Genomic DNA, 24,880 nt, shown 5'->3' with positions numbered 1-24,880 from the left:
GTTATTTAATCAGGGCAAACCGTCCGATTTTTTCTCCCACGCCCGGAGCCTCCACATGATAGATGTAAATTCCGTAAGCAATTTCATTGCCATCTTTGGACAGGATATCCCAGGCAGCCATGCCATCATTGGCTGTTGAGTGGTGTTCAATCGTATCGATAAGGTGGCCTCTCAGGTTGTAAATCCGGATGGTACAGTCTTTGGGCAGGTGATAAAAGTGGAGCCGCCGTTCTCCCCGGCCGAATTTGTACATATTCCGCGGTTCCCAGGAGGCCGTGACCACATAGGGATTGGGAACGACACAAATATCGTCCAGTTCTTCCTTTGCCAGCGTGTTGCTGGAATCTTCTCCCGACACGGTAAAGCGGAAAAGTTCTCCCTGACGAAATGGTTTCCGGGTGGCCACATAGAATTCGTCTCCGGGTTGAGGCGGGTCAACGGTGATCCAGGTGGTATCGGCATAGGGGACTTCATTCACCCAGACGGTGTCGATTTCCAGAAGAGGGGCAAAACGAATCATCCAGGATGTGTAGCGTTTAAAGATAAATTCGTCATCCGGGACAATGATGAAGATATCGTCCCCATGACTGTATTGCCCGTCTTTGTCGATATCTGATACGGCATAGACGGCGTCTGTTGAATCGGTCACATTATATACCCGGACCGTGGAGGGTACGGATTTAATCCCGAATACACCGGCAGAATAGGTGTAAACAGAATCGTAGAAAGAGATTATATAATCGGAGGGCTGTTCCAGGTTCAGGCGGTAACCGATGACATCTTCATTTTTCGGATTCAGGCGGATTTTGGGGACATAATCGGAGGATCCGGCAATAAAACCGGTTTTATTCTGATCGATTGTGATTGTTGTGTCATTATAGATGGTGAGGGAAAGACCGTCGAAAAGGGGACTCTCATCACCATAAGAGGTGACCTGAATGCTGTCCAGCACCAGCGTGTCTGCTTCCACATTACGAACCGAATAGAAAGGTGTTGTTTCGTTGTGAAATTTGGTGGATTCCATAAAGGCCAGCTCATAGGTAGTTTCTCCCGGGGGGATTTTGTGTTTTTCCACCAGGTCGACATGAATCTGCCCGGTGCCGGGGCCCACATGATCGATGTCGCCATCCACCTGGGGTGGAATATATCCGGCGGCAGCAGGCCGGGGCGTGGCACTGCCGCAGTTGATATCCATAAAGGTTACCTGACCCAGAGAATTCATGTTGATGATGGCCGAACATTCCGAAGGCTGAAAGCCTTCCACACCGTCTTCCGTGTATGTGTAAAAACCGTAATCATAGGAGACAACCGCATAATAGTAGGTCTGTCCGTTTTTGACATCTTTATCCGTGAACACATGGCGAATCCCGGTGTCATCTCCCAGATTGAATTTGATGCCGTAGATATCCACCGGATGGGGACCGGTAATGCCATCCTGCAAATCAAATTGGGCGATGGGTTTTCGGTATGTTTTATTACCATACGAATCCGTGATGATTTTACTTTCCAGAAACTGAGGTTCTGTTCCGCGGTAAATCATGTAGCCCTCAAAATCGTATTCCTGCAGAAAGGGGTCAAAGGACTGCTCGGCAAGATCATCCCAGACCAGGGTGACTTCGCCGTCACCGGGATAAATTTTTACCGTGGGTTTCAAAGGCGGTTTGGCGAACTGATAATCCGCGTTATAGATTTGCTGGACGGCTTTTTTGTTTTTCACCAGATCGTCTTTGTCTTCACCGAACAACAAGGCCATGGAATAGCGTTCTGTTTGGTTTTGCATGAGGGGAAAAGCGCCGGATGAGAAAAACATGCTCAGATTATTGGGTTGGACAATTTCACTCATGGGGGGTGGCATCCGGCTGAAAACACCCCAGTTTTCTTCGTCATTGATGAGTTCATAACGGTGGGTGGGAAAAATATCAAAACCGGTTAATCCGATCTGATCTGATTCATCAGGATCCGTGGCATTATAATTGGGTTCTCCATTTGTGGGTTTTCCGTCCCCTTCTCCTTCGTCCGGACCGGTATAGTGTAAATCGTACACACCCACGCCATCAGCTCCTACGTCATCATTCAAAGGTTCTTCAGGTTCCCATTGTCCGTTTCCATTTACATCGGTGTAAGGCTCCCAGTCACAATCTTCATCATGTTCCCAATGGGGTATGGGATCATATTTGTATACCCGGACAAAGTTTTCCACGTTGTCAATCCCATAGGGATAAGTATCCAGAAATTCCCCGGGTCCGTCGCTTTCCCGGGACTCATCCACCATCCCGTCATTGTCATTGTCTTTTCCATCTGTTTCAATACCGGGACTTTCGAGGAAGGCGTATCCGGCATACCCGATGGGCTGCCAGTTCCCTGGGGTTCCTACTGCACCGGGAGGCCCGTAGGCAAAGGCGATATCCAAATCCAGGTCGTATTCGCCGATGTTTTGAACATCACTACCCACACCTCCGATACCCCAGTCGATATACTGGGCAAAGTAGGATTTCTGATAATCGGTATTGGATTCGTTCGTGATGTCATAGAGCCAGAAAATACAGTCTTCCGCCAGGACCTGGCTCCATTGAAATCCTCGGGCCTTCACGACAAGCCCCACACCGCCCCGGGTGGAATCCCGGGAGTCACAGTAAAAATTCATAAAAAGGTTGGGTTCTTTATCCGGATCATCATCGAAGACAAACACTGTTTCCAGATCGGCATTATAGATTCCTTTTCCGAAATAGCCGTTCCAGTGTCCGGCCCAGGACAGGGGTCTATCCAGCCAGTAATCCGGCCAGGAATTGGGATTATTACTCATGGCCGGGGAGGTGTTGGATTCTTTGTCCATGTTAAACCAGTTGGGGCGGGCTTCAAATCCCCAGGGGACTCCATCGGGGGAAACATCCACAAATTCCCGGTACTGGGTTTCCATGGGATGGATGATTTCACCATCGCGGTTGGTTGTTTCCACCGAGACAATCAGTGTGATATCATCCAGATAATGCCGTTCCGGAGAGGGCCAGCATCCGGAGGGATCATCAGGGTAACTGCCCACTTCGCAGTAATTCCAGAAAAGGGTATGGACCAGGTTGCCGTTCATCAGACCACGCCGGCGCCATTCCCGGTGACCCCTCATGGATTTGGGGGTCTGCCCTTGAAGTGGAATCACGGTCAAAGCCAGGAAACATAAAACAGCGGACAGAAAAATTGTTTGTTTTTTCATGGTGAATGTCTTCATGTTAATTCTCATCTTTTCTGATCAAAACTTAAGGAGCAGCCAATGATGACCTTTCGGGGTTCATCATAAAAGTTCGGCTGTGTATACCACTCTTCCTGGGTTTTATATCCACGGTACGTTTCAAAAACCATGTCATAATTATAATCGGCTGTTCCACTGGAAGGATATACTTCCCGATTGTTTTTCCGGTCCAGAAGATTGGTAATCTTCATGAAAGGCGAAATGATCCAGGAGTTAAGGAAAAAGTCTTTGGTGACGTTCAGATCAAAGGTCATGGTCATGGGTTTGCGTTCTCCGTTCAGAATCCGGTTGTTATAATAGGGAGATTCCCGGGTATAGGGAGTGCCGCTGCCGATTTTTCCGATCAAACTGATGTGAAAGCCCATTTGTGTGGTCGTCATGGACATGTTCAGGGAATGGGTTTGATCCCAATCCAGAGGTCTGCGCTTTTTTTCTGATTGGATGGGTGGATCCGATTCCTGATTTTTCGATTCATCCATGGGATCCGACGCATTTCCCGTGGCGGATTGATAGGTATAATCCACGGAAAAACCAACGGATCCCGGCTGTTCGAGCATTTCAAGAGCCACGGTGATTCCCTTGACGTTGGCATAATCCCGATTGATAAAACGCCAGAATTTTCCTCCGTAGATATTTTGCATGGTTATCTGACCGATCAGATCCCGGATATCTTTGTTGTAACCGGTGATATCGATGGTCAGGTTGGACGTAATGGCCTGTTTGATACCGATCTCGTAACTGACGGTTTTTTCCGGTTTCAATTCGGCATTGCCCATGATATTGTACCGGCCCCGGGGCGGCTGATCGCCTTTGAGCTGAATCAGATTCACTTCAAAATCGGGGTTGATATAGAGGTGCTCATAATTGGGAACCTGAAAAAAATGTCCATAGGAAAAGTGGATCACCCCCTGATCGGAAATAGGATAGGCAATACCGATACGGGGGCTCCATTGATGGGATGTTTTAGCTTCCCGTTTGGGAGCTCCCTGGGTATCGTAAAAATATTCAGGGACCTCGCCGTTTGGATCAAAATAATCCAGCCGGACTCCCATATTGATGATCATCTCCCCCAGTTCCAGTTTATCCTGGATGTAAGCGGCAATTTCCACAGGTTTACGGGTATAGGAGTTGTTGTACCAGGAAGAATCGGAGGGTATGCGGATTTCATCATTTTCATCGAAATACAGCTGATATTCATGAAGCCACAAACGGCACTGTTTATAACTAACCCCCAGGCCCAAAGTCTGACTCCGGGTAAACTGGCTTCTCAGGTCAGCTTTGGCAATGCGGGTCCGATTGTTCCGGAAATGGTGCCACATCCGCATGCCACCGGTGGAAAATCCGTTGGAATTATTTTGTGTGAGATGCTCAATAGGCACGTAACGGGGATCATGGGGATCCTTATAGACATATTGGCTGTATTCGGTAAAGGATTCCGACGCATTGGCTGTAAGAAAGGTGGATTTCCCAAACATACGGGTGTATTGAAGCCCATTTTGATAACTGTTGCTTTCGTGATGATAATTGCCGTCCGGATTGTACTTGAAAAGGCGGTCAAAATCCCGGTGGTATTCATCTTCATAGAAAAAAGTATAATTGATTTTATCCCTCTGGGATACTTTCAGGCTGATTTTTCCCTGGAGGGTTTTAATCTCGCTGGGATTCATGGGAACGTAGGTGCTGTCGCCGGTTGATTGGATTACATTTTCTTCAGGATTGTCGGAAAAGGTTGAAAAATCCTGGGGACGAAAGATGCGTCGGCCGTATTGCCAGCCGTCATTTCCGTAAACCCTTCCCAGTATTGAAAAGGAGATCCTCTCTTTCATGAAAGGTAAAGGACCGCTTAAGCTCATTTGCAGGTTGGAAACAGAAAGAGGATTGATATGATCGATATGCATGAAAGTTTTGGTATGTGAACTTAGATAATCCCCAGAGAAAAAAGAGAGTTTCCCCGAATAGTGCTTCTGTCCCTCCTTGGTCACGATGTTCACAATACCGGACATGGCCTGGCCGTATTCGGCATTGAAGGTGCCGCTGATGATTTCCACTTCCTGAATCATGTCGCTCTCTACATCGAAGAGATTATCCCCGGAATAGGCGTCATTCATGGGAATGCCGTCTACGATGTACATCACTTCACCGGCCCGCCCGCCGCGGAAGTGTCCTTCCACCACGCCGGCCTGGAGATTCACAATGTCACTGAGTGTCTGAACCTGAAGCTGTTCGATTTCGTCTGAGCTTACACGAAAAGAGGTGGATGTAACGTCTTTTTTCACAGTCGGCATTTTGGCAATCACGATGACTTCCTGTCCAGCCAAAACCTCAGTTGTCAGCTCGAAGTCCAGGGGAGTGGTTAAGTCAATCATCACCTGCACATTTTGCTGTACGACTGCCTGATAGCCAATCATAGAAGCCCTGACCGAGTAGGTCCCCGGCATCATATTCAGTATGGTATAGTATCCGTCCGCATTGGTGGCTGCGCCATGGGAGGTTCCTTCCACGATGATATTGACACCGATTAAAGGTTCTCCGGTTTCTCCATCTATCACCCGACCGGCGATTTTTCCGCTTGTCCCTGCGGAGAGGATGGAACACTGGAGGAAAAGAGCCATTATGGCAATTCGCAATGAACGTCTCATGTGATAATCCTTCAACGATTTTAACAGGAATCTACCGGAGCTGCAAGCTCCGGCAGATTCAGGGGAAAGAAAAACTAACGCAACAGAACCATCTTTTTCGTCAGGCGCTGTTCGTTGGTTTTCAGAACATAGAGATACATACCGGAAGGCGCCAGGGCTCCCCGGTCATTGGTAGCATCCCAGATCAGGGAATAACTGCCAGGATTCTGTACGGCATTGACCAGTGTTTTGACATGTTGTCCCATGATGTTGTAAATATCAATGGTTACAAGTGTCTGATGGGGCAGGTCGTATTGAATGGTTGTGACAGGATTGAAGGGGTTGGGATAGTTCTGATGCAGGGCAAAGTGTTCAGGAATTTCGGGAATATCTTTACCCTTGGGCTGAATGGCATTTCCGGGAGCTACTACCATTTTAACCACGCTGAAATCATCGAACCAGGCATTACCTGTCACCCAGTTGTTGAAACGGGCCCGGACGGAGATGCCGTTGGCATCGTCAGCCGCTTTGTGGACCCCTTCATAGAGGCGCCATTCAGTGGTGCTGTCCCGCTGGTCCACATAGATAAAGCGGTCACCCTGTGCGCTCCATTCGGTGTCGATATTGCCGCCGTGGGTGAAAAAGCAGAGGTTGATACCGCCGTCATGATAGTCTCCGGTGGGATAGGTGAATTCGCCAATCCCGATATCCGGTACATTTTCTGTTTTGACCCAGACGCTGATCTTGTACCATTCGCCTCCTTCAATGGGATAGGGCTGTGAGTAGTACACCAGTTCACTCTGGCTGGTGGTAGTATCTGCATCCTGGTACATTTCGACAGAATACGTGCCGCTATGGGCTTCCACATCACTGACGACGGTGTAGTTTCCATTGCCGCCGTACCAGTCCATCCAGCCGGCCACGTCTTCCGCACCACCGTTGAAAACACCCATGGTCCAGGAGTCGGCCGTGTTGCAGTCTATATTGTCAAAATAGACCGTTCCCGTGGCATTTTTTCCCATGAACAGGGTCACAAAGACCTGTTCCGGAGCTTCGGTAAGCATGACTACATCATTCAGATCGGCCCAGTCCACATCTGCCGCAGTTTGATCCGCCCAGAGTGTCGCCGTCGCCAGCTCGGCTCCGGCGGCATTTTTGAACTCAAACAACACCCCGATGCGTTCGTCATCATTGGCAGGGTTGGTGTTCACACCGACGGTTTTGATGGAAGCATTGACCGAGAAAGTTCCGGATCCGGCATTGTTCCAGTAGAGATTGGCATTATCCCAGGATTTCCACCCGATGATGTCTGCCGATGTGCCGGATTTTGTGATCATGAAAGACCGGAATCCGTTGAGTACATTGGATGAGGTGTCGGTTCCCACACCCAGTTCCGTTCCGAAAGTCCCGTTGAGCGGGTTCCAGAACGACGGGGAAAGATCTTCAAGTCCTGGATTTCCGATGATATTGTCGCCATCCTGAACGATTTTTTCTACGCTGAAATCATCGAACCAGGCTTTACCTGTCACCCAGTTGTTGAAGCGGGCCCGGACGGAGATGCCGTTGGCATCGTCAGCCGCTTTATGGACCCCTTCATAGAGGCGCCATTCGGTGGTGCTGTCCCGCTGGTCCACATAGATAAAGCGGTCACCCTGTGCGCTCCATTCGGTGTCGATATTGCCGCCGTGGGTGAAAAAGCAGAGGTTGATACCGCCGTCATGATAGTCTCCGGTGGGATAGGTGAATTCACCGGTTCCGATATCCGGCACATTTTCTGTTTTGACCCAGACGCTGATCTTGTACCACTCGCCTCCTTCAATGGGATAGGGCTGTGAGTAGTACACCAGTTCACTCTGGCTGGTGGTGGTATCTGCATCCTGATAAAGAAGCACGGAATAAATCCCGCTGTGAGCCTCTTCGTCTGTTACGATGGCATAGTTTCCATTGCCGCCGTACCAGTCCATCCAGCCGGCCACGTCTTCCGCACCACCGTTGAAAACACCCATGGTCCAGGAGTCGGCTGTGTTGCAGTCTACATTGTCAAAATAGACTGTTCCCGTGGCATTTTTTCCCATGAACAGGGTTACAAAGACCTGTTCCGGAGCTTCGGTAAGCATGACCACATCGTTCAGATCGGCCCAGTCCACATCTGCCGCAGTTTGATCCGCCCAGAGTGTCGCCGTCGCCAGCTCGGCTCCGGCGGCATTTTTGAACTCAAACAACACCCCGATGCGTTCGTCATCATTGGCAGGGTTGGTGTTTACACCGACGGTTTTGATGGAAGCATTGACCGAGAAAGTTCCGGATCCGGCATTGTTCCAGTAGAGATTGGCATTATCCCAGGATTTCCACCCGATGATGTCTGCCGATGTGCCGGATTTTGTGATCATGAAAGACCGGAATCCGTTGAGTACATTGGATGAGGTGTCGGTTCCCACACCCAGTTCCGTTCCGAAAGTCCCGTTGAGCGGGTTCCAGAACGACGGGGAAAGATCTTCAAACCCCGGATTTCCGATGACATTTTGCCCGTATGCCACGCCGCAAAAGATCAGGGAAATCGCAAGTAGTAACAGTGTCCCCTTTTTCATCATTCCTCCTTGTTTCTAGTTGACAACCAGTACATATTTTAATTCCCGGAAATTTTCAGGATACACACCCCTTTTCTCTGCAGTGAAAAGGAAATCTTGTCAGGGACCTCCTTTTGGCAGGAAAGAGATGATGCATCCAGTTTCCATTGGGGTAAATTGACGGTAAGCTGTCCGTGGACCTTTTTCCAGTCATGATTAAAAATGATGATGAGATACCGGGATCCTTTTTTCCAGAATCCTGCTTCCAGTCCGTCTCCCTGCAATGTGAATAGTGACGGGGGAGCCACGGATTCATAGATGGACCGGTAGATATTGCACAGGTGATATTTCCAATCATCCTGCTGGCTTCCCAGGGCAAGCATTTCGAGGGGAAAGGGACTAAACCAGACAGTCCCATTCCCGACGGAATGCCTGAGAAGAAAAGGAGAACGAAGGGCGTCTTCTGCTATGGAAATCCCCCCATGGTTTAAAACCGGGCAGACGCTGAATTCCGGTTCTGTATGTTTCAGGGGAATATTGATAATATCGTTCGCATGAAAAGCTCCCCAGGCTTTAGCAAAGGTAACCTGGAGTGTCTCCTGGGGATAGAAATCCGGAACACCGAACTTGCAGTCTGTTTCAATTCCGGCCAGAGTATGCCAGTCCGGAACCCAGCTGTCGTTGGCAAAACTGAAATACAGGGTTCCGCCTTTTTGTAGGTATGTGTCCAGGGCCAGGCGAGTCTGCTTGGTCATGAGTTTCATGCGGGGGATGATAAGGAGAGGGATTTCTTCAGGATTGAGTGAGAGAGTATGAGAATATTTCCCCTCATGATCCAATTCCTGCGCCGGTTCCACTACCATGTGGACATCCAGATTTGCCCGTTTCAGGAGCGAGAAGGTTTCCAGGTACAGATCATACCATTGTTTGAATGCCGGTTGAAACTGAAAAGGATAACGATAATAGTAATTGGAGGGGATGAATAGACCCACGGGCTTTTGACTGGATATTTTTTGGTAAGGGGCTAGGTCTGATAGTACTTTTGCAAAGGCCGGAAACTCCCGGGCTGCCGGTTTCAATGATGTATCTTTGCGGATGATGCCAAAATGCTCTTCAAAGGGGTGATGGGAGTACGGGCGTTCATCTGTAAAATCAAAATCATTCAGACACCAGCTGAGGGCTCCCCCGGCACCATTGATCAGGGCGCTGTAAAAAACAGAACGATAGTAAGCTGCCTGATTTTCCTCTGAACAGAGGGTGGTGGATGTGCCGAACTCCTCGACGATGACCGGTTTTCCCCAGGCTTTGGCCATGGCAAGACGGAAAGCGGTTGTAAATGTATGGTGCCAGGGACTCATCCCCCGGGGGTAATAATGTAATCCGGTAAAATCCTGATAACGATTGAGTTTTCGAAGATGATAGGCGGTTTCTTCACCGATGATTTCCGGACTCCAGGCACCGTCTCCAATACTCACAGGCCGGTGGGGATCGGTTTTTTTGATGGCTCCGATGATTTTTTCAGTCCAGATGGCAACGGCTTTTGAATCGGCCTCCTCAGCATAATTGGGCAGTTCGTTGGATAATAGCCATGCACAAACCGATGAATGGGACTGGCACTCACGGACAATCGTGCAGATATAATTTTCAGTGATCTTGTATACTTCCGGGTCACGAATGAAATTTTTTCCCTGTCGCCAGGGGACATCCCAGTTTTCACCGGACATGTGACCGACAATGAAGGAGGGCATGCAGGATATCTCATGATCATCACAAAGGCTTAGAAAATGTTGGAGCCGTTTCACCATGAGGGGGACAACAGCTCCCGTTTCGTCAGTAAAATCCGGCATCATCAAAAAAGGACGAAAGCAGTTCATGCCCAGTTTCTTCATCCGGAGGATATCTTTTTCCAGGATTTTCGGATTCCACCGTTTCCACATGTGAATCGCCGAATCGGCAGGCCAGTAATTCACACCCAGTAAAAAGGGGAAGGTGTTTTCTTTCGTTTTAAAAAGCGGTTCGGTCAAGGACGGGATCCCCTCACGGTTTATTTTTTGTTTGACTGCTTTCCCGGATGACCAGATCAACGGAAATGGTCCTGGTCTGTGGCATGATGTTGGGATTATGTATTCGCTCGTAAAGTAATTTGTAGGCTTCTTTTCCGATATCCAGTTTTGGGACACTTACGGTGCTGAGTTTTGGAGAACTGAATTCGGCAGGGGGTATGTCATCAAAACCGATGACGGCCACATCTCCGGGGATGGTTTTACCCATGGACTGGATTCCGGAAAGGACCCCCAGGGCGGTGGTATCGTTGCAACAGAATACACCGTCGATTTCCGGCCGGGATTTCAGGAGTTTTTTAATGCCTTTTTCCCCGATAGCCCGGGATGTTTCTACATCTTCACAATAGCTGTAGGTCTCCAGATAGGAATTGTTTAGAAGCCCATGTTTTTCCAGGGCGTCCTTGTATCCCCGGTACCGTTCCTTAATGGAAGGATGAATGAAAGTTCCCCCCACAAAGGAGATATACTTCCGGCCTTGTTCAATCAAAGATTCCACTGCCCGGAAGGCTCCGTTGTAATTGTCTATTTTGATGGTATTGTAATTTTTCCCCGGGACTTCATAATCCACGAGGACAAAGGGAATGGCGTGTTTATCCAGGTAGTGAATCAGATCAAGGGGGACCCGTCCTGCCAGTGCCACGCCGTCCACATCGTTATACTGCAAAAAACGGGGGAGGTCCTGCCGGGGGTCAAAATGATCGTTGACGGTGGTTAAAAGGATGTAGTAATCATTTTTCCGGGCGGCATACTCCATTCCCAGAAAAACCTGACTGTAAAACATTTCCACCTCGGAAAAATGGCCTTCCCAAAGAATGTATCCAATGTTACCCGTTTTCTGGGTGGCCAGTTTCCGGGCAGAATGGAGAGGCTTGTAATCCATTTCTTCAATGATGGATAAAATCCTTTCCCGGGTTTCATCCGCCACATATCCCCTTCGGTTCAGGACCAGTGAGACGGTGGAAATGGATACACCGGCTTTTCTGGCAATGTCTTTAATTGTTGTCGCCATGGCTATCTCATTATTTTTATCGAAACGTTTTAATTTATTTTATCATATTTCCCTTGTCAAGCATTATATTATCCCTGGGATAAAATGTTGAAAACGGTTTAAATTGTACACGGATGATCAAAAACATGAAAAAGAAGGCAGGGATACGATGAAGCGGGGACATATTTTATCAGATAAAATTGTGTTATCACCTGTGGATATTGACCTGAGCCGGTGTCCGATCCATGTAAAAACGGGACTTGAAACCTTTATTTTGGGGGCTTTCAATCCCGGGATGACCCGTCTTGGTAACGGGAATCTCCTCCTCATGGTACGGGTGGCCGAAGCCATCCGGGAGCCCATTAAAGAAGGGCGTTTTCGTTTTATCCGGTGGTCAGCACCGGACCACTATATCGTCGAAGAACACCCAACGTATCAACTGGATACCAGCGATCCCCGGAAATTCCGCTTTCTGGAATATGAGCACATCCGTGTTTTCGGGCTCACCTCTTTTTCCTGGCTTCTTCCCGTTGAACTGAGTCCGGACGGATTGACAGTCCAGAAAATTCACTATGACAAGATCATTGAGCCGGCTGCAAGTTATCAGGAATATGGCATTGAAGATCCACGCATTACGAAAATCGGTCCGGATTACTATATGACCACCTGTTCCGTGAGTTCTGAGCGTCATTCTACCACCCTGTATCATTCACATGACGGGTTGAATTATACCCTGAAGGGTATCATCATGGACCATCAGAATAAGGATATGGTCCTCTTTCCCCAGAAAATCAACGGCACCTATTATGCCCTGACCCGTCCTTTGGGGGAACTGTATTTTACGACCGGTTCGGAGGGAAATATTCTTCCCGGACCCTCCATCAATTTGTCTGAATCGCCGGACCTCTACCATTGGAAACCGGTGGAAAATGTCTTTATGCCGGCAAGAAGGGATACCCTGATCTCGTACAAGCTGGGGGCAGGGGCTCCTCCACTGGCAACGGATCAGGGTTGGCTATGCCTGTTCCACGGAGTGGAAAAACACGGTACCGTGGGGAAATACCGTACCTTCTATGCTATCCTGGACCGGCATCATCCGGAAAAGATCATCACATTAAACGATACATCGCCGGTTCTTGAAGCTGATCCCTCTTTAACGGCTTTCCTTTCCGATTGGATTTATCTGACCGATGTCGTATTTACAACCGGCGTAGAGGAAGATGAGGGCCGGCTCATTGTCGCTTCCGGTGAATTGGATCTGGCCTGCCGGATGACCCATCTGGACCGGTCTTTTTTTGAAAAACGTGTTAAATCGAAATAAACAAAGGGTTTGCCATGGCTCAGATTGTACTGAAAAATATCGACAAAACATTTGATGAACGCCAGAAAGTCATCGATAATTTAAACCTGACGATCCATGACGGGGAATTTCTAGTTTTGGTCGGGCCGTCCGGATGCGGCAAAAGCACGACACTCCGGCTGATTGCCGGCCTGGAATCGGCGACCGCAGGAGATATTTTTATTGGAGAGAACCGTGTGAATCATATTCCGCCGAAAGACCGGGACATCTCCATGGTTTTTCAGAATTATGCCCTCTATCCCCACATGACGGTCCATGATAACATTGCATTTGGACTGAAACTGAGGAAGTATCCAAAAGAAGAAATTGAACAACGGGTGCAGGAAGCTGCGGATATCCTTGAAATTCATTCCCTCCTGAAAAGAAAACCCAAACAATTGTCCGGTGGACAGCGTCAGAGGGTCGCCCTGGGACGGGCGATTGTGCGAAAACCCAAGGTGTTTCTCTTTGATGAACCATTGTCCAACCTGGATGCCAAATTACGGGTCCAGATGCGGGCTGAAATCAAGAAACTCCACCGGCAGCTGAAAATCACCATGGTCTATGTAACCCATGATCAGGTTGAGGCCATGACCATGGGAGACCGGATCGCGATCATGAAGGATGGGATTATCCACCAGCTTGATACACCTATGGAAATCTATCAAAAACCGGCAGATCTCTTTGTCGCCGGCTTTATTGGGAGTCCCTCCATGAATTTCATTCCGGCTGTAATCACCGAAGAAAAAACCCTTTACTCCAAAGATATGAACCTGGCCTTTGATTTTCCTGAATCCTGCTGTGAAGGATTGAAAAATGAATCACAAAAAGCCGTCATCATTGGTATCCGCCCTGAACATCTGTATATCACACCACCGAATAAATCGGCGGTACCTATTCAAACCCGGCTGGATTTGGTGGAGCCCCTGGGAAATGAAACTATCCTATATCTGACCCGGAATGAAACCCGCCTGCACTGTATTACCGGAGCCTTTGATCCCCTGACAGAAGAACTGAGTCACATGGATCTCTATCCCGATATGTCCAAAGCTCACCTCTTTGATGCTAAAACAGGAAAACGATTATAAGTCCACCCTTTTTTAAAGAAATCAACTTCTTTATATTTAAACACGTTGAAGCAGATAATCACAGTGAAAAATCATGTGAACACCCAAACGGGGAATAGATGATATTGGCGTCACTCTTTTGCATTGATTTAGGCGCCATACCTCCATAATAAAATCTTCCACCGGGATATACCCATGGAGAAAGGGCAGCCCAGTTATGAAAGAACAGAATAAAAAAACAAGATGGCCCACCCTTGCGATTGCCCTGACCGTTTTTATCCTTATGGCTCTTTTTAGTCTTACCAATATTTACAGGGACATGCGGTATGCCGTCACAGATTATAAATGGCATCTTTTGTCTGAAAAAGAGTCACCTGATACATCTTTTTTGGTGATTGCCATCGATGATGCTTCCATCAGTTATTTTGCAGACCGCTATAATATCACCTGGCCCTGGCCCCGGCAGTTTTACGGGATAGTATTAAATTATCTTCGGGATGCCGGTGCCCAAACGGTGGTTTTCGATATGCATTTTTCTGAGCCGGACCAACAGCGGATTGAACTCTCTGCCGAAGCGTCAGACCGGGATTTTGGTGAAGCCATTGCCGCCTTTCCCCATGTGGTTATGGGAGCTATGCTGACTGATTCTCTCTATCGACGGGGGACCTTTGAAGGGACCGGCCCCTTAGTGTTTACCGGATCCGAAAACCTGCACCTTCCAACGTATGGCGGGATCCGTTTTCCGATCCCTGTTTTGGCCAAAGGACTTGAACGCATTGGCACAACCCATTTTATCACGGATTCAGATGGGATTAGCCGCCGGTTGCCCCTTATGGTCCGCGCAGGTAATGAGATCTATCCCCAGCTGGGACTGGCGGCTTACCTGGAATCCTCAGGAGATTCGATCCTGTCCTACGATGCGGGGAAAAAGCGTTTAATCACGCAGAAAACAACCATTCCCCTTTCAGCACGGGGTGAATTTCCAATCTACTGGTATGGCCCTGGTGGTGAATCAGGGGTTTACCGCTACGACTCTTTCCATGCCGTGTTTCTTTCTGCAATCCGTGCACAATCCGGAGTGGAGCCCATTATTCCTCCCAGGGACTATACCAATAAAAAGATTATGATTTGTGCCTCTGCAGGGGGATTGTTGGATTTAAAACCCACACCCTTTACATCCATCCAACCCTATCCCGGTGGTGAAATTCATGTAACAATCTGGCAAAACCTTACAGAAGGGGATGCGCTGAACTCTTTTTCAGATTTGTATGTACAGGTTCTAACCCTGTGTTTTCTCCTCTTTCTTGCCTTTATCATCCTGAACCGTAAATTCGGGATATCGGTGATTCTGGCTTTAGCCGGCGCCTTCCTTTTTATCCTGGTTTCTTTGGGATGTTTCAGGTATCTGCACACCGAAATGGATCTTCTCTTTCCCGTCCTGGGGATTTTGCTGACAACCGGATCATCAGCCATGTACCGGACCCTTACTGAAGGCCGGGCAAAAAGGCAAATCCGCTCCCTCTTTTCCCGGTATCTCAGCTCAGATGTCATCAACCTTTTAATGGAAAATCCTGAACGGGTCGATCTGGAAGGATCGGAAGTCACCGGAACCGTCCTCTTTACCGACCTGCAGGGCTTTACCACCTATTCGGAACAGAAATCACCCAAAGATGTGATCCGGGTGTTAAACAGCTATTTTGAAACCATCTCTTCCATTGTTTTGGATTTTGGGGGGCTCCTGGATAAATACACCGGGGATGGGATTATGGCCATTTTTGGTGCACCCATTCCTCGTTCCGATCATGCCAAAGCTGCCTGTGAGGTGATTTTGAAATTTCGGGAAAAGAAAGTCAATGACTTGATTCCATTGCCTTCCGGACACATTCTAACCCGGATCGGCATCAGCAGCGGCCCCATGGTGGTTGGAAACCTTGGCAGTGCCCGGCGGATGGATTATACGGCCGTAGGAGATACGGTAAATTTGTCTGCCCGGCTGGAGGGGGTCAATAAATCCTACGGGACCACCAATATTATGAGCGAGTTCACATGGGAATACGTAAAAGATGATTATATTTTTAGAGAACTGGACTACATCCGGGTCAAAGGGAAAAACCTGCCTATCCGGGTCTTTACGCTGGTAGGGCGGAAAGGTGACCTTTCACCAGAGGAGCTTGAGATTGAAAGCATGTTTGCTGATGCGATGCAATGGTACCGGAAACGGGATTGGCGAAAAGCGATGTCTGCGTTTCAGGAAATTCTCCGCCTGAATCCCGGGGATAAACCCTCGGCAGCCTTTGTAGACCGGTGCATGCTTTTGAAGAAAAATCCGGACCTGGTGGATGAGTCCGGTGTGTTTACGTTTAAAACAAAGTAGAGGGGATTATGAAAAAGAGTCTTGTTTTGATCTTAGCATGGGGATGTCTTTCCGGATTGTCCGCTGAAACCATTCAGCGAAGCAATGTATCTCTTCGGGAAGGTGCCGGCGCCTTTTTCCCCGTTGTGAAAATTTTAAACAGAGGCGATGATGTATCTATCCGTGAAAGTGGTGAGCAATGGATCCAGGTAAGCACATCAGATCAGAAATCCGGCTGGGTTTCGGCCATGGCATTTGAAAGCGGGGCTGAATCCATTGATTACGGGGTAATGGCAAATGACTGGACAGACCGGAAAGCCTCTAAAACCATGGTGAATGCTGCCGTCAAAGGTTTTTTTGAAAATCAGTTTGAACGGGAGGGCGTTCTGAATAAATCCGTTATGGACCAGCCCATCCGGCGGACATTCAACCCACAGGATTATCTGACATTTCGCGAAAACACCTATCACACACGATGGTCTCCAAACCGTTTTCGGCGCCAGTACCGCTTAAAACAGAACAAAGGCTTTGTCATTGATGAGACACTCTTTGCTGTGAGTGCTTATACGGCCGGCCGGTTAACAGCGCCCGGACTTGTCAGGGATACGCGCCTGACAGCTTATGTGAATCAAATTGCTCAGCTGATTGCCGAGAATACGGAATTCTATGACCTGCCCATGACGGTGCATGTGGTTGATACAGATGACATCTATGCCAATGCCCTGCCTATCGGAGTGATTGTGATTTCAAAAGGAATGCTTAAACAGATTAGCAGTGAACATGAACTGGCATGTCTGATTGGGCACGAAATTGCTCACGTGACCCTGGGACACGGAGAGACTGAAATGGATAAACGGAAGGTGAAGTTCCGGGCGGAAGATGCCTTCGGTGAGCTGGATGAAGCCTTTGGCACAGACACGAAGGAGATGGATGCCCTGGCGGATGAAATGTATGAAAGGGCCATTAAAGGTCGTAAAGAAGAGTATGAAGCCGAAGCCGATGTACAGGGAGCCATCTATGCCTATCGGGCAGGTTATGAACCGGATGGTATGCTCACCCTCATGCGGAAACTGGAAACTAAAATTCCCAGGAACCCCGACCCCGACGATGTCCGCCACTGGTTTCCCTACAGTTTCAAAAACCGTTTAAATCATCTGAGTGAATTTATCTCAAAAGAATTAAAGACAAACGAGCACTACGTAAAAAATGAAAACCGGTACCGGATGATCACCGCCGGATTATAAAATCCGGTTTAGCATCCGGTCGCACATGTCCAGAATAAAGGACCGGATTTGAGGATTCACTAAAACACCAAACCCTTCTTTGGCCCGGATGGTTTTCTCCCGGGCCATTTTTCTCGCCCTGGAAATGACAGCCTCGGACCGCAAACCATTGTAAATGCTTTTAAAAGTATCCGGTGTTCGTACCCGGGGAAGTACACCGACCTGTTCTTCATACAATAAGTAGGGCAGAGTCTTTTTCCCGGACAGAAAGTCTGTTCCCACCGGTTTGCCGGTAATCTCTTCATCTCCCGTCACATCCAGGATATCGTCTATAAACTGAAAGGCAACACCCAGCATAAGTCCTGCTTCACCTAAACAATATTGATCCTCTTCTGTCGCACCTGCCAACATGGCTCCGGATATACAGGCACTGCGAAACATCACAGCCGTTTTGGATTGGATGATTTCCAGGTACGTATGAAAATTAAGGGTTTCGGGAGGTGTGCTTTCTTCCAGTAATTGACCTTCCGCCATTTTACGTAAATCTGACACACTTTTTTGGATCAGCCTTTCCGGCAGGCCCGATGTAAGGGCGTAGGCTTCCACAAAAAGGTAATCACCGGCCAGAACGGCAGAAGGGATGCCATGAGATGCGAATATGGTAGGTGCTCCCCGGCGTACCAGGGATTGGTCAATCAGGTCATCATGAATCAGCGTTGCCGTGTGAATGAGTTCCAGGGAAGCTCCGGCCTTGTAGGCTTCCGGGGCTGCATCTTCAGGCCCTTCCATTCCACGGAAAACAGCCATCAGTACCAGAGGACGTATCCGCTTCCCACCATTTTGAATCAAACTTACGATCATGGAATTCATAAGAGGATATGCAGATTGTCCCCGCTCGCGAATCAGGGTTTCAAGCCTGTCCAGATCCTTTTGCAAAATAGCCGGAAGAGTAAAGGACCCAGGGAACTGCCTTGATACGGAATGTTTCATGTTTGGAATTTATCAAATCCCCCGGGAGAAACAAACCGGAAGTGAATGGGAACGTTTGGTCGGCAGTCGGCAGTGGACAGTCATCAGTCGTCAGTCATCAGTCGGCAGTCGACAGTCGAAAGTCGAAAGTCAAAAAGTCGATTGAATTGATTGATTTGATTGACTTGATAAATACATCAGTAGCGCAGCGACGCTAACTTCCAAATTCCAGCTTCCAACTTCTAGGAGATGATTGCCTGCCCCGTGAAATGGGGCGGGGCAGTGACGCGTAACGTGTGACGAGTAACAAGTGGTTTTTGTGGGATAATTTTTATTTTTTGTAATATTTATTAGTATAACTTAGTTAATTGTATAAAATAGTTTGGAATAATCACTTGAAATCAAAAACAGGACTATCGGCCTGATCCAATATCTTTCCCGTCAACAAAAGCCTGTCCCCTAAACCCACTCGTCACGCGTTACTTGTTACGTGTCACTTTTTTTAGTTGACAGTTGACAGTCGCCAGTCGACAGTTGGCAGTGAACAGTTGACCATCCCTGGTCCCTGAGCCCCTAAACACCTGAACCCATGAACCCTTGAACCCCTGAACTCTTGAACCCATGAACCAACTATCAGGAGCGCAGCGACGCTAACTTCAGACAGGCCACGGCCTGTCCCTACATCTTCCAGCTTCCAACTTCTTATAAATGATTGGAATCTTTTTCCCTAACTGAAACCCGGTTATAAGAGAGATGGAATATATGATTTCGATTAGGTAGCGCCCCCCACCCCGGGGGTAAAATACGCCAAAAGGCGACACAATGCAAGTTAATATTGTTATTTGTATATATGATCTGTCGAATCATTCAATGGATGATGAACTAACATAATCTACCAAAACGGTCACTGAATGATTGACAGCTGACGGATATATCGTAGTGCAATTATCTCTGCGACTCCGCGTACTCCACAGGATGCCCATTCTCAATTCCCCATTCTCAATTCTCAATTTTCAATTCTCAATTAAATCACCCACCCCACATTCACCTTGATGCCCCAAAAGTAGTCCTGATTCATATTATAAGCTTCTTCATAGGTTGTACTGGGTGTTTGAAGATCAAAAGATTTAATTTTAAAATTGCTCTCCATTCCCAGTATGATTCTATCCGGGATGAGAACCCGCTCATATTCCACTCCCATTTCCATGCCAGAATAATTGATACTGCTCTTATTATTGTCTGCGATCTGGGTTATATCTACCCGGTCCTTCACCAATTCCATTTCACCGGATCCCAGATGATATTCCAGAGTAAAAAAGAGGGCATCCTGACTTTGTAGCGGATACCGGGCAACGAGTCCCGCCCCGGCAAAGTAACCGGTAAAACGGGTATCTGTAATCGTATCCTCAATTTCCTGTTCGCCAATATGAAAAGTGTATGGTTTCTGATAAAGAGTTTTACCTCCTCCGACATAAGCTCTGGCAAATTTTTCTGCACCGGGTGGACTCCCAAGAGAAATTCCGAAAAAGGCATCACTAAACCGGGTATAAAATTCTGCTTCCTGTCCGGCACGATAATAATCGATATAGGGGTCGTCATTGAAATTATAGGGGATGTATTTTACATTATCCGTAAAATGTACAATGGACCGGTAATCCTCATAATGAGCCCGAAGAACCACAGCCAGATTGTTCCAGGCATCCGGAATGAACATATCAGATAAAAGGTGGAACAGAATATACCCGGCTGTTCCGGCTTTGTCTTTGATCAGTTCATCCCGTCCCTTTGTGGTAGGAGCCTGAATGCCATTTGAAAATTCATATTTCAGATTGTACAAACGAATAATATTTTTGTAATTCAGCCGGGCATTGAGGGTTATCCCTGCATAACCCTTTGTTTGAATCTCTGCCCGTTTCGGCTGGTCCGGAAACCACATAAGCCACTTGGCACCACTTTCCACCCGTAAAAACTCCTCTGAAAAAAGGGATGAATACACAAAAATGAGACATAAAAGAGTCGTCTTGATATGTTTCATGGGATTTTCCTTATGAGTTTATTTAATATAAGTGCTTCACGGGTAAAAATCCCTGATTTTTAGAAAACACATTCACCGGATTAAAAGAATTTTTTATTGTCATTTATTGTATCTGTAATAATCTTCATAAATTATCATCCCATAAGTATGAGGAGTTTCCCTTCAATGATCATTGTTCTACTGATACTTATAGCCGGTTTGATGCTTCTGCTCTGGAGTGCAGACCGTTTTGTGGAAGGATCTGCTGCTGTTGCAAAACATTTAGGATTATCCCCCCTCTTAATCGGAATGGTCATCATTGGGTTTGGGACATCCACACCGGAAATGCTGGTATCGGCATTAGCTGCCGGACAGGGCAACCCTGGAATGGCCCTCGGTAATGCCTACGGTTCAAACATCACGAATATTGCTTTCATTCTGGGGCTCTCAGCTCTGATTTATCCCGTCAGAGTTCACTCTTCCGTCCTGAAAAAAGAATTACCTATCCTTATGGCTGTTTCACTCGTGGCAGCCTGGCAAATCCATGATGGATTAATCAGCCGATGGGATGCTCTCTTGCTGTTGTTGATTTTTACAGGACTTATGGTATGGACCCTCAGGCAAAACATATACCGTAAAACTGACGCCCTAAATATTGATATGGAACAGGAAATGACCACTCATCCGGTTCCGATGAAAAAAGCCATTATATTCATGATATTTGGACTTTTGCTTCTAATAGGCAGCTCACGGGCCTTGGTTTGGAGTGCCATAAAGGTTGCTATATTCCTTGGTGTGAGTGATACGATTATCGGATTGACGATAGTAGCAGTCGGAACTTCTCTCCCCGAACTGGCTTCTTCGGTCGCAGCAGCCCGCAAGGGAGAACACGATCTGGCCCTGGGAAATATTCTTGGATCCAACCTTTTCAATACGTTGGCCGTTGTCGGCCTGGCCGGACTAATACGTCCCCTTTCAGCTGAAAAAACACTGATTCTACGTGATATTCCGGTTATGCTGTTGCTTACGTTTTCTCTCTTTATCATGGGATACGGATTCCGAAAACAAGGACGGATAAACCGGCTGGAAGGCGGCATTTTGCTCATTGGCTATTGTGTTTATATTCTGTTTTTGATCTTCAATATATAGTCGACAGTCGACAGTCGACAGTCGACAGTCGTTAGTCGATAGTTGGCAGTCAATTGAATAGATTGATTTGATTGGTGGATTGGTACTTCGTTGCAGGCAGTGTTATTGGATTCAAGCGGCACTATGTGCCGTTCAATTGCTTCACTACGTTCAGCATTCAAGCACTGCTTCGCAGTGTTCAAAAAAGAAGTCCAGTCACCTGTTCAAATCTGCAAAGCTGGGATTAAAGATCGAACGAAGTGAGATTCTTGAACGCTGCGCAGCAGCGTTTGAACACCGAACGCAGTGAGGTGCTTGAATACCACGAAGTGGTGCTTGAATCTCATACCAGGAGCGCAGCGACGCCAACTTCTAAATTCCAACTTCCAACTTCTAGGATATGATTGCCTGCCCCGTGAAATGAGCGCAGCGTATTTCACAGGGGATTCGATTGGAGGATTGGACCCCTTGTCACGCGTCACGCGTTACGCGTCACTTTTTTTAGTTGACAGTCGGCCGTCGACAGTAAACAGTCGGTTGATTGGGCTGTGAGATTTTATTGATCTCAAGATGAGATTATAAGAGAGATAGAATATATGATTTCGTTTAGGTAGCGCCCCCCACCCCGGGGGTAAAATACACGAATTTCTACCAAGCGTCAAGCTTATATTATAAATAATATATTAAATAGTACCATTAACCCGGGCATAACATTTTCTGGATTATTTCTGTATTCTTAAAATTAATTTTAAAATGTTCAAATGACTTTGTTTATGTGTGGACCCGAAACAATTTCCCGGATCCCCAATTCAGAATTCTACAACAATCTTCATCCCGTGTGTACTATCAATTCTCAATGTTCCGTTTAACTGTTGAACCAGCATATCCATCAACTGAAATCCAAAGTTCTGACACTTGTCGGGCAATTCTTTATCCAGACATCCGGATCCATTATCGGAATAGGATACCACCATTTTATCCTTATCTTTGTTTACACGCAGTGTAATCCGAGGGTCTTCAACAGCGTCAAAGGCATATTTCATGGAATTGGTGATGCATTCATTCAGAATAATGCCCAATGTAGAAAGGGTCCTGGAATCCATCACTATCCTGTCGATGTGAAGATCAGTACGGACTGGCTTTTCTCCCTGAAACAGGGCAACAATATCATGAATCAGAGAAGGTAGAAAATCTTTGACATTCAATTCCGTATAGGATTCTGAGTGATACAGCTTGTCATAAAGTACCATCATGCTCTGGACGCGGGAGACGGCATCTTTCAGGATAATCCGGCTATCCATACGGTCTGTTTTCTGGGCCTGCAAATTGAGAAGACTTTTGATAATACCCATATTGTTTTTAATACGGTGATGCGTCTCTTTCAACAAGAGTTCCTTTTCACGTAACAGGGCTTCAACCTTTTTCTCCGTTCTTTTCCGTTCTGTCACATCCCGGATAATCATACTAGTCCGGGATTCTCCCCGGCTGTTGTAGAATATGGCTGAGGACACTTCCGCCTCGAAAGATGTACCATCTTTCCGGAAATAGGTCAATTCACCGCTTGCATACCCGTGTTGACGTCTTTCTTCCAGCAATGAAACCAATCTTGGATCATGGATATCCACGATGCCTTCCCGGCCCGCCGAGATCAACTCTTCTTCCGTCATGCCAAACATTTTACAGGCAGATTTGTTAGCCGATATGATCTGACCGTTTGGATTTGTCAATAATATCGCATCCAGGCTGTTGTCCATGATCAGCCGGTACTTTTCCTCGCTTTCCCGAAGCAGGAGTTCCGCTTTTTTCCGCTGTGTTATATCCCGGATGATGGCAAATGTGGCAGGATGCCCTAAATAATCAATAATTTCATATTTAATATCTACATGAATGATCTTTCCGTCTTTTTTATAAAAAGTCGTTTCATAATAATTGGGCTCCGGTTTTCCTGATTTTCGACTTTTTTCCCGTTCATACAAATATTTTATACCTTCTTCGGTAAATATATTCTTAAATGAGATATCCTTTATTTCTTTCACTGTGTAACCCAGCATCCGGGCAAAACGGGTATTACAATATATTATTTTGTCATCCTGAGAAATTTCAATCCCATCATTTGCATTTTCCACAATTAGTCGATATTTCTCTTCACTTTTTATAAGAGCTTCTTCGGTTTTCTTCCGTTGAGACACATCCCGAATAAGGGCAATGACCTCATTTTCAGAAAAGGGAACAATTCGTGCCTCAAACGAACTGTGTCCGGCCGGCACATCCAGATCATATTCAACACTTTCCACTTTGTTCGTTTTTAAAACAGTCAGAATCGCCTTTTCCAAACGGGTACCCAGATCACCGGGAATGATATCACTCACCTTTTTACCAATCACCTCATCCCTGGGCATGGCAAGTTCATCCTCACGATAATTCAAAATATCCAGATACCTCCCCTCCCGGTCAAAGCGCATCAGCATGTCGGGAATAGCTGATAAAATCAATCGTTGAAGGTGTTCACTCCGGCGGAGTTTTTCCTCATACTCTTTCTGTTCTGTGATGTCCGTGGATATTCCACACAGGGAGATTGGATTCCCTTTTTCATCATATATCACTTGGGTCCGACAGTTTAAAATAATATCACGGCCATCAGCCGTACGATTGACAACTTCCCCCCGCCAACTCCCCTTATTCAGGGTTTCCGATAAAATTTCCCGTTGTGTAGCCCCCCGTTCAGGATTTTCCCCAAAAAGACGAATGGATTTTCCGATGATATCCTCTTTGGAAAGTCCAAGCTCTTTTTCCTGAATTTTATTCACATATGTTACAATCCCCTTCGTATCGGTAATCGTTACAAAATCCTTGATCTGATCCAACACCATGGATTTCAATTTCAGATCCTCTTTTTCCTGCCTGCTCATTTGTGCATTGAAAAGACGAAATGCCATTTTAATGGATTGAATCAGGACCGTCTCACCAGAGTCTTTGACGATATACCCATAGGATGTGATCCCTTCCGTTTTATCCACAATTTCACGCTCGGTATGCGAGGAAAGAAAAATCAAAGGAAGATCATGATTTTTGAGAATTTGTTTGGCAGCTTCCGTTCCGTCTATCCCTTTGCCCAGGTTGATATCCATCAAGATTAAATCAATAGAATTTTCCTTTTCCATGATGTGTACAGCATCTTCACCTGTATGAGCCAGGAGCACCGAATATCCATAATCTTCCAGTATGGCTTTTTCTGCCATGGCAATCAGGAATTCATCTTCAACCAGCAGTATCGTTTTATGTGAAAGCTGTACCATGTAATCCTCCG

At 46.9% G+C, this 24,880-nt stretch carries 13 protein-coding genes; 5 read left to right on the top strand and 8 right to left on the bottom strand.

Features of this window, described 5'->3' with window-relative positions; translation table 11 throughout:
- Position 1: 1 nt before the first annotated feature.
- The 5 genes from strainIA91_RS11145 to strainIA91_RS11125 form a co-directional block, all read right to left on the bottom strand.
- Positions 2-3,208 carry a hypothetical protein gene (locus tag strainIA91_RS11145; protein WP_400166849.1) on the bottom strand — a complete coding sequence of 1,069 codons (3,207 nt, stop codon included), beginning with the start codon at positions 3,206-3,208 and terminating at the stop codon, positions 2-4.
- A gap of 23 nt (positions 3,209-3,231) precedes the next feature.
- On the bottom strand, positions 3,232-5,883 hold the full coding sequence (locus strainIA91_RS11140) for a TonB-dependent receptor domain-containing protein (RefSeq protein ID WP_400166848.1): 2,652 nt from the start codon (positions 5,881-5,883) through the stop codon (positions 3,232-3,234).
- A 74-nt stretch (positions 5,884-5,957) separates the two neighbouring features.
- On the bottom strand, positions 5,958-8,453 hold the full coding sequence (locus tag strainIA91_RS11135; protein ID WP_400166847.1) for a T9SS type A sorting domain-containing protein: 2,496 nt from the start codon (positions 8,451-8,453) through the stop codon (positions 5,958-5,960).
- A 35-nt stretch (positions 8,454-8,488) separates the two neighbouring features.
- On the bottom strand, positions 8,489-10,453 hold the full coding sequence (locus strainIA91_RS11130) for a cellulase family glycosylhydrolase (protein WP_400166846.1): 1,965 nt from the start codon (positions 10,451-10,453) through the stop codon (positions 8,489-8,491).
- Between the two features lie 13 nt (positions 10,454-10,466).
- The gene (locus strainIA91_RS11125) at positions 10,467-11,501 is read right to left on the bottom strand and encodes a LacI family DNA-binding transcriptional regulator (protein WP_400166845.1); all 1,035 of its coding nucleotides are present in this window, start codon (positions 11,499-11,501) and stop codon (positions 10,467-10,469) included.
- A gap of 103 nt (positions 11,502-11,604) precedes the next feature.
- On the opposite strand from strainIA91_RS11125, the gene strainIA91_RS11120 reads away from it, so the two are divergent.
- The 4 genes from strainIA91_RS11120 (at position 11,605) to strainIA91_RS11105 (ending at position 17,483) form a co-directional block, all read left to right on the top strand.
- Positions 11,605-12,801 (top strand): glycosidase, encoded by a 1,197-nt coding sequence (locus tag strainIA91_RS11120; protein WP_400166844.1) that lies wholly within the window; start codon positions 11,605-11,607, stop codon positions 12,799-12,801.
- A 14-nt stretch (positions 12,802-12,815) separates the two neighbouring features.
- Positions 12,816-13,907, top strand: a complete 1,092-nt coding sequence (locus strainIA91_RS11115; protein WP_400166843.1) for an ABC transporter ATP-binding protein — start codon at positions 12,816-12,818, stop codon at positions 13,905-13,907.
- Between the two features lie 196 nt (positions 13,908-14,103).
- Positions 14,104-16,260, top strand: a complete 2,157-nt coding sequence (locus strainIA91_RS11110) for a CHASE2 domain-containing protein (protein WP_400166842.1) — start codon at positions 14,104-14,106, stop codon at positions 16,258-16,260.
- Between the two features lie 8 nt (positions 16,261-16,268).
- Complete coding sequence (locus strainIA91_RS11105) at positions 16,269-17,483, top strand: M48 family metalloprotease (protein WP_400166841.1); 1,215 nt, start codon at positions 16,269-16,271, stop codon at positions 17,481-17,483.
- Here strainIA91_RS11105 and strainIA91_RS11100 read toward each other — a convergent pair.
- On the bottom strand, positions 17,478-18,452 hold the full coding sequence (locus tag strainIA91_RS11100; RefSeq protein WP_400166840.1) for a polyprenyl synthetase family protein: 975 nt from the start codon (positions 18,450-18,452) through the stop codon (positions 17,478-17,480). The genes strainIA91_RS11105 and strainIA91_RS11100 overlap by 6 nt on opposite strands.
- 1,003 nt (positions 18,453-19,455) lie before the next feature.
- A complete protein-coding gene (locus tag strainIA91_RS11095) occupies positions 19,456-20,466 on the bottom strand; it encodes a hypothetical protein (RefSeq protein ID WP_400166839.1) in 1,011 nt (336 codons plus the stop codon).
- A gap of 165 nt (positions 20,467-20,631) precedes the next feature.
- On the opposite strand from strainIA91_RS11095, the gene strainIA91_RS11090 reads away from it, so the two are divergent.
- Entirely contained in the window at positions 20,632-21,594 is a 963-nt protein-coding gene (locus tag strainIA91_RS11090) for a calcium/sodium antiporter (protein ID WP_400166838.1), read from the top strand.
- 788 nt (positions 21,595-22,382) lie between these two features.
- On the opposite strand, the gene strainIA91_RS11085 is transcribed toward strainIA91_RS11090, so the two are convergent.
- Entirely contained in the window at positions 22,383-24,869 is a 2,487-nt protein-coding gene (locus tag strainIA91_RS11085) for a PAS domain S-box protein (protein ID WP_400166837.1), read from the bottom strand.
- Between the last annotated feature and the right edge of the window lie 11 nt (positions 24,870-24,880).

This window comes from Candidatus Neomarinimicrobiota bacterium, assembly GCA_041154365.1.
Classification (GTDB): Bacteria; Fidelibacterota; Fidelibacteria; order Fidelibacterales; family Fidelibacteraceae; genus Fidelibacter; species Fidelibacter multiformis.
This window is presented reverse-complemented; position numbering and strand designations above follow the sequence as displayed.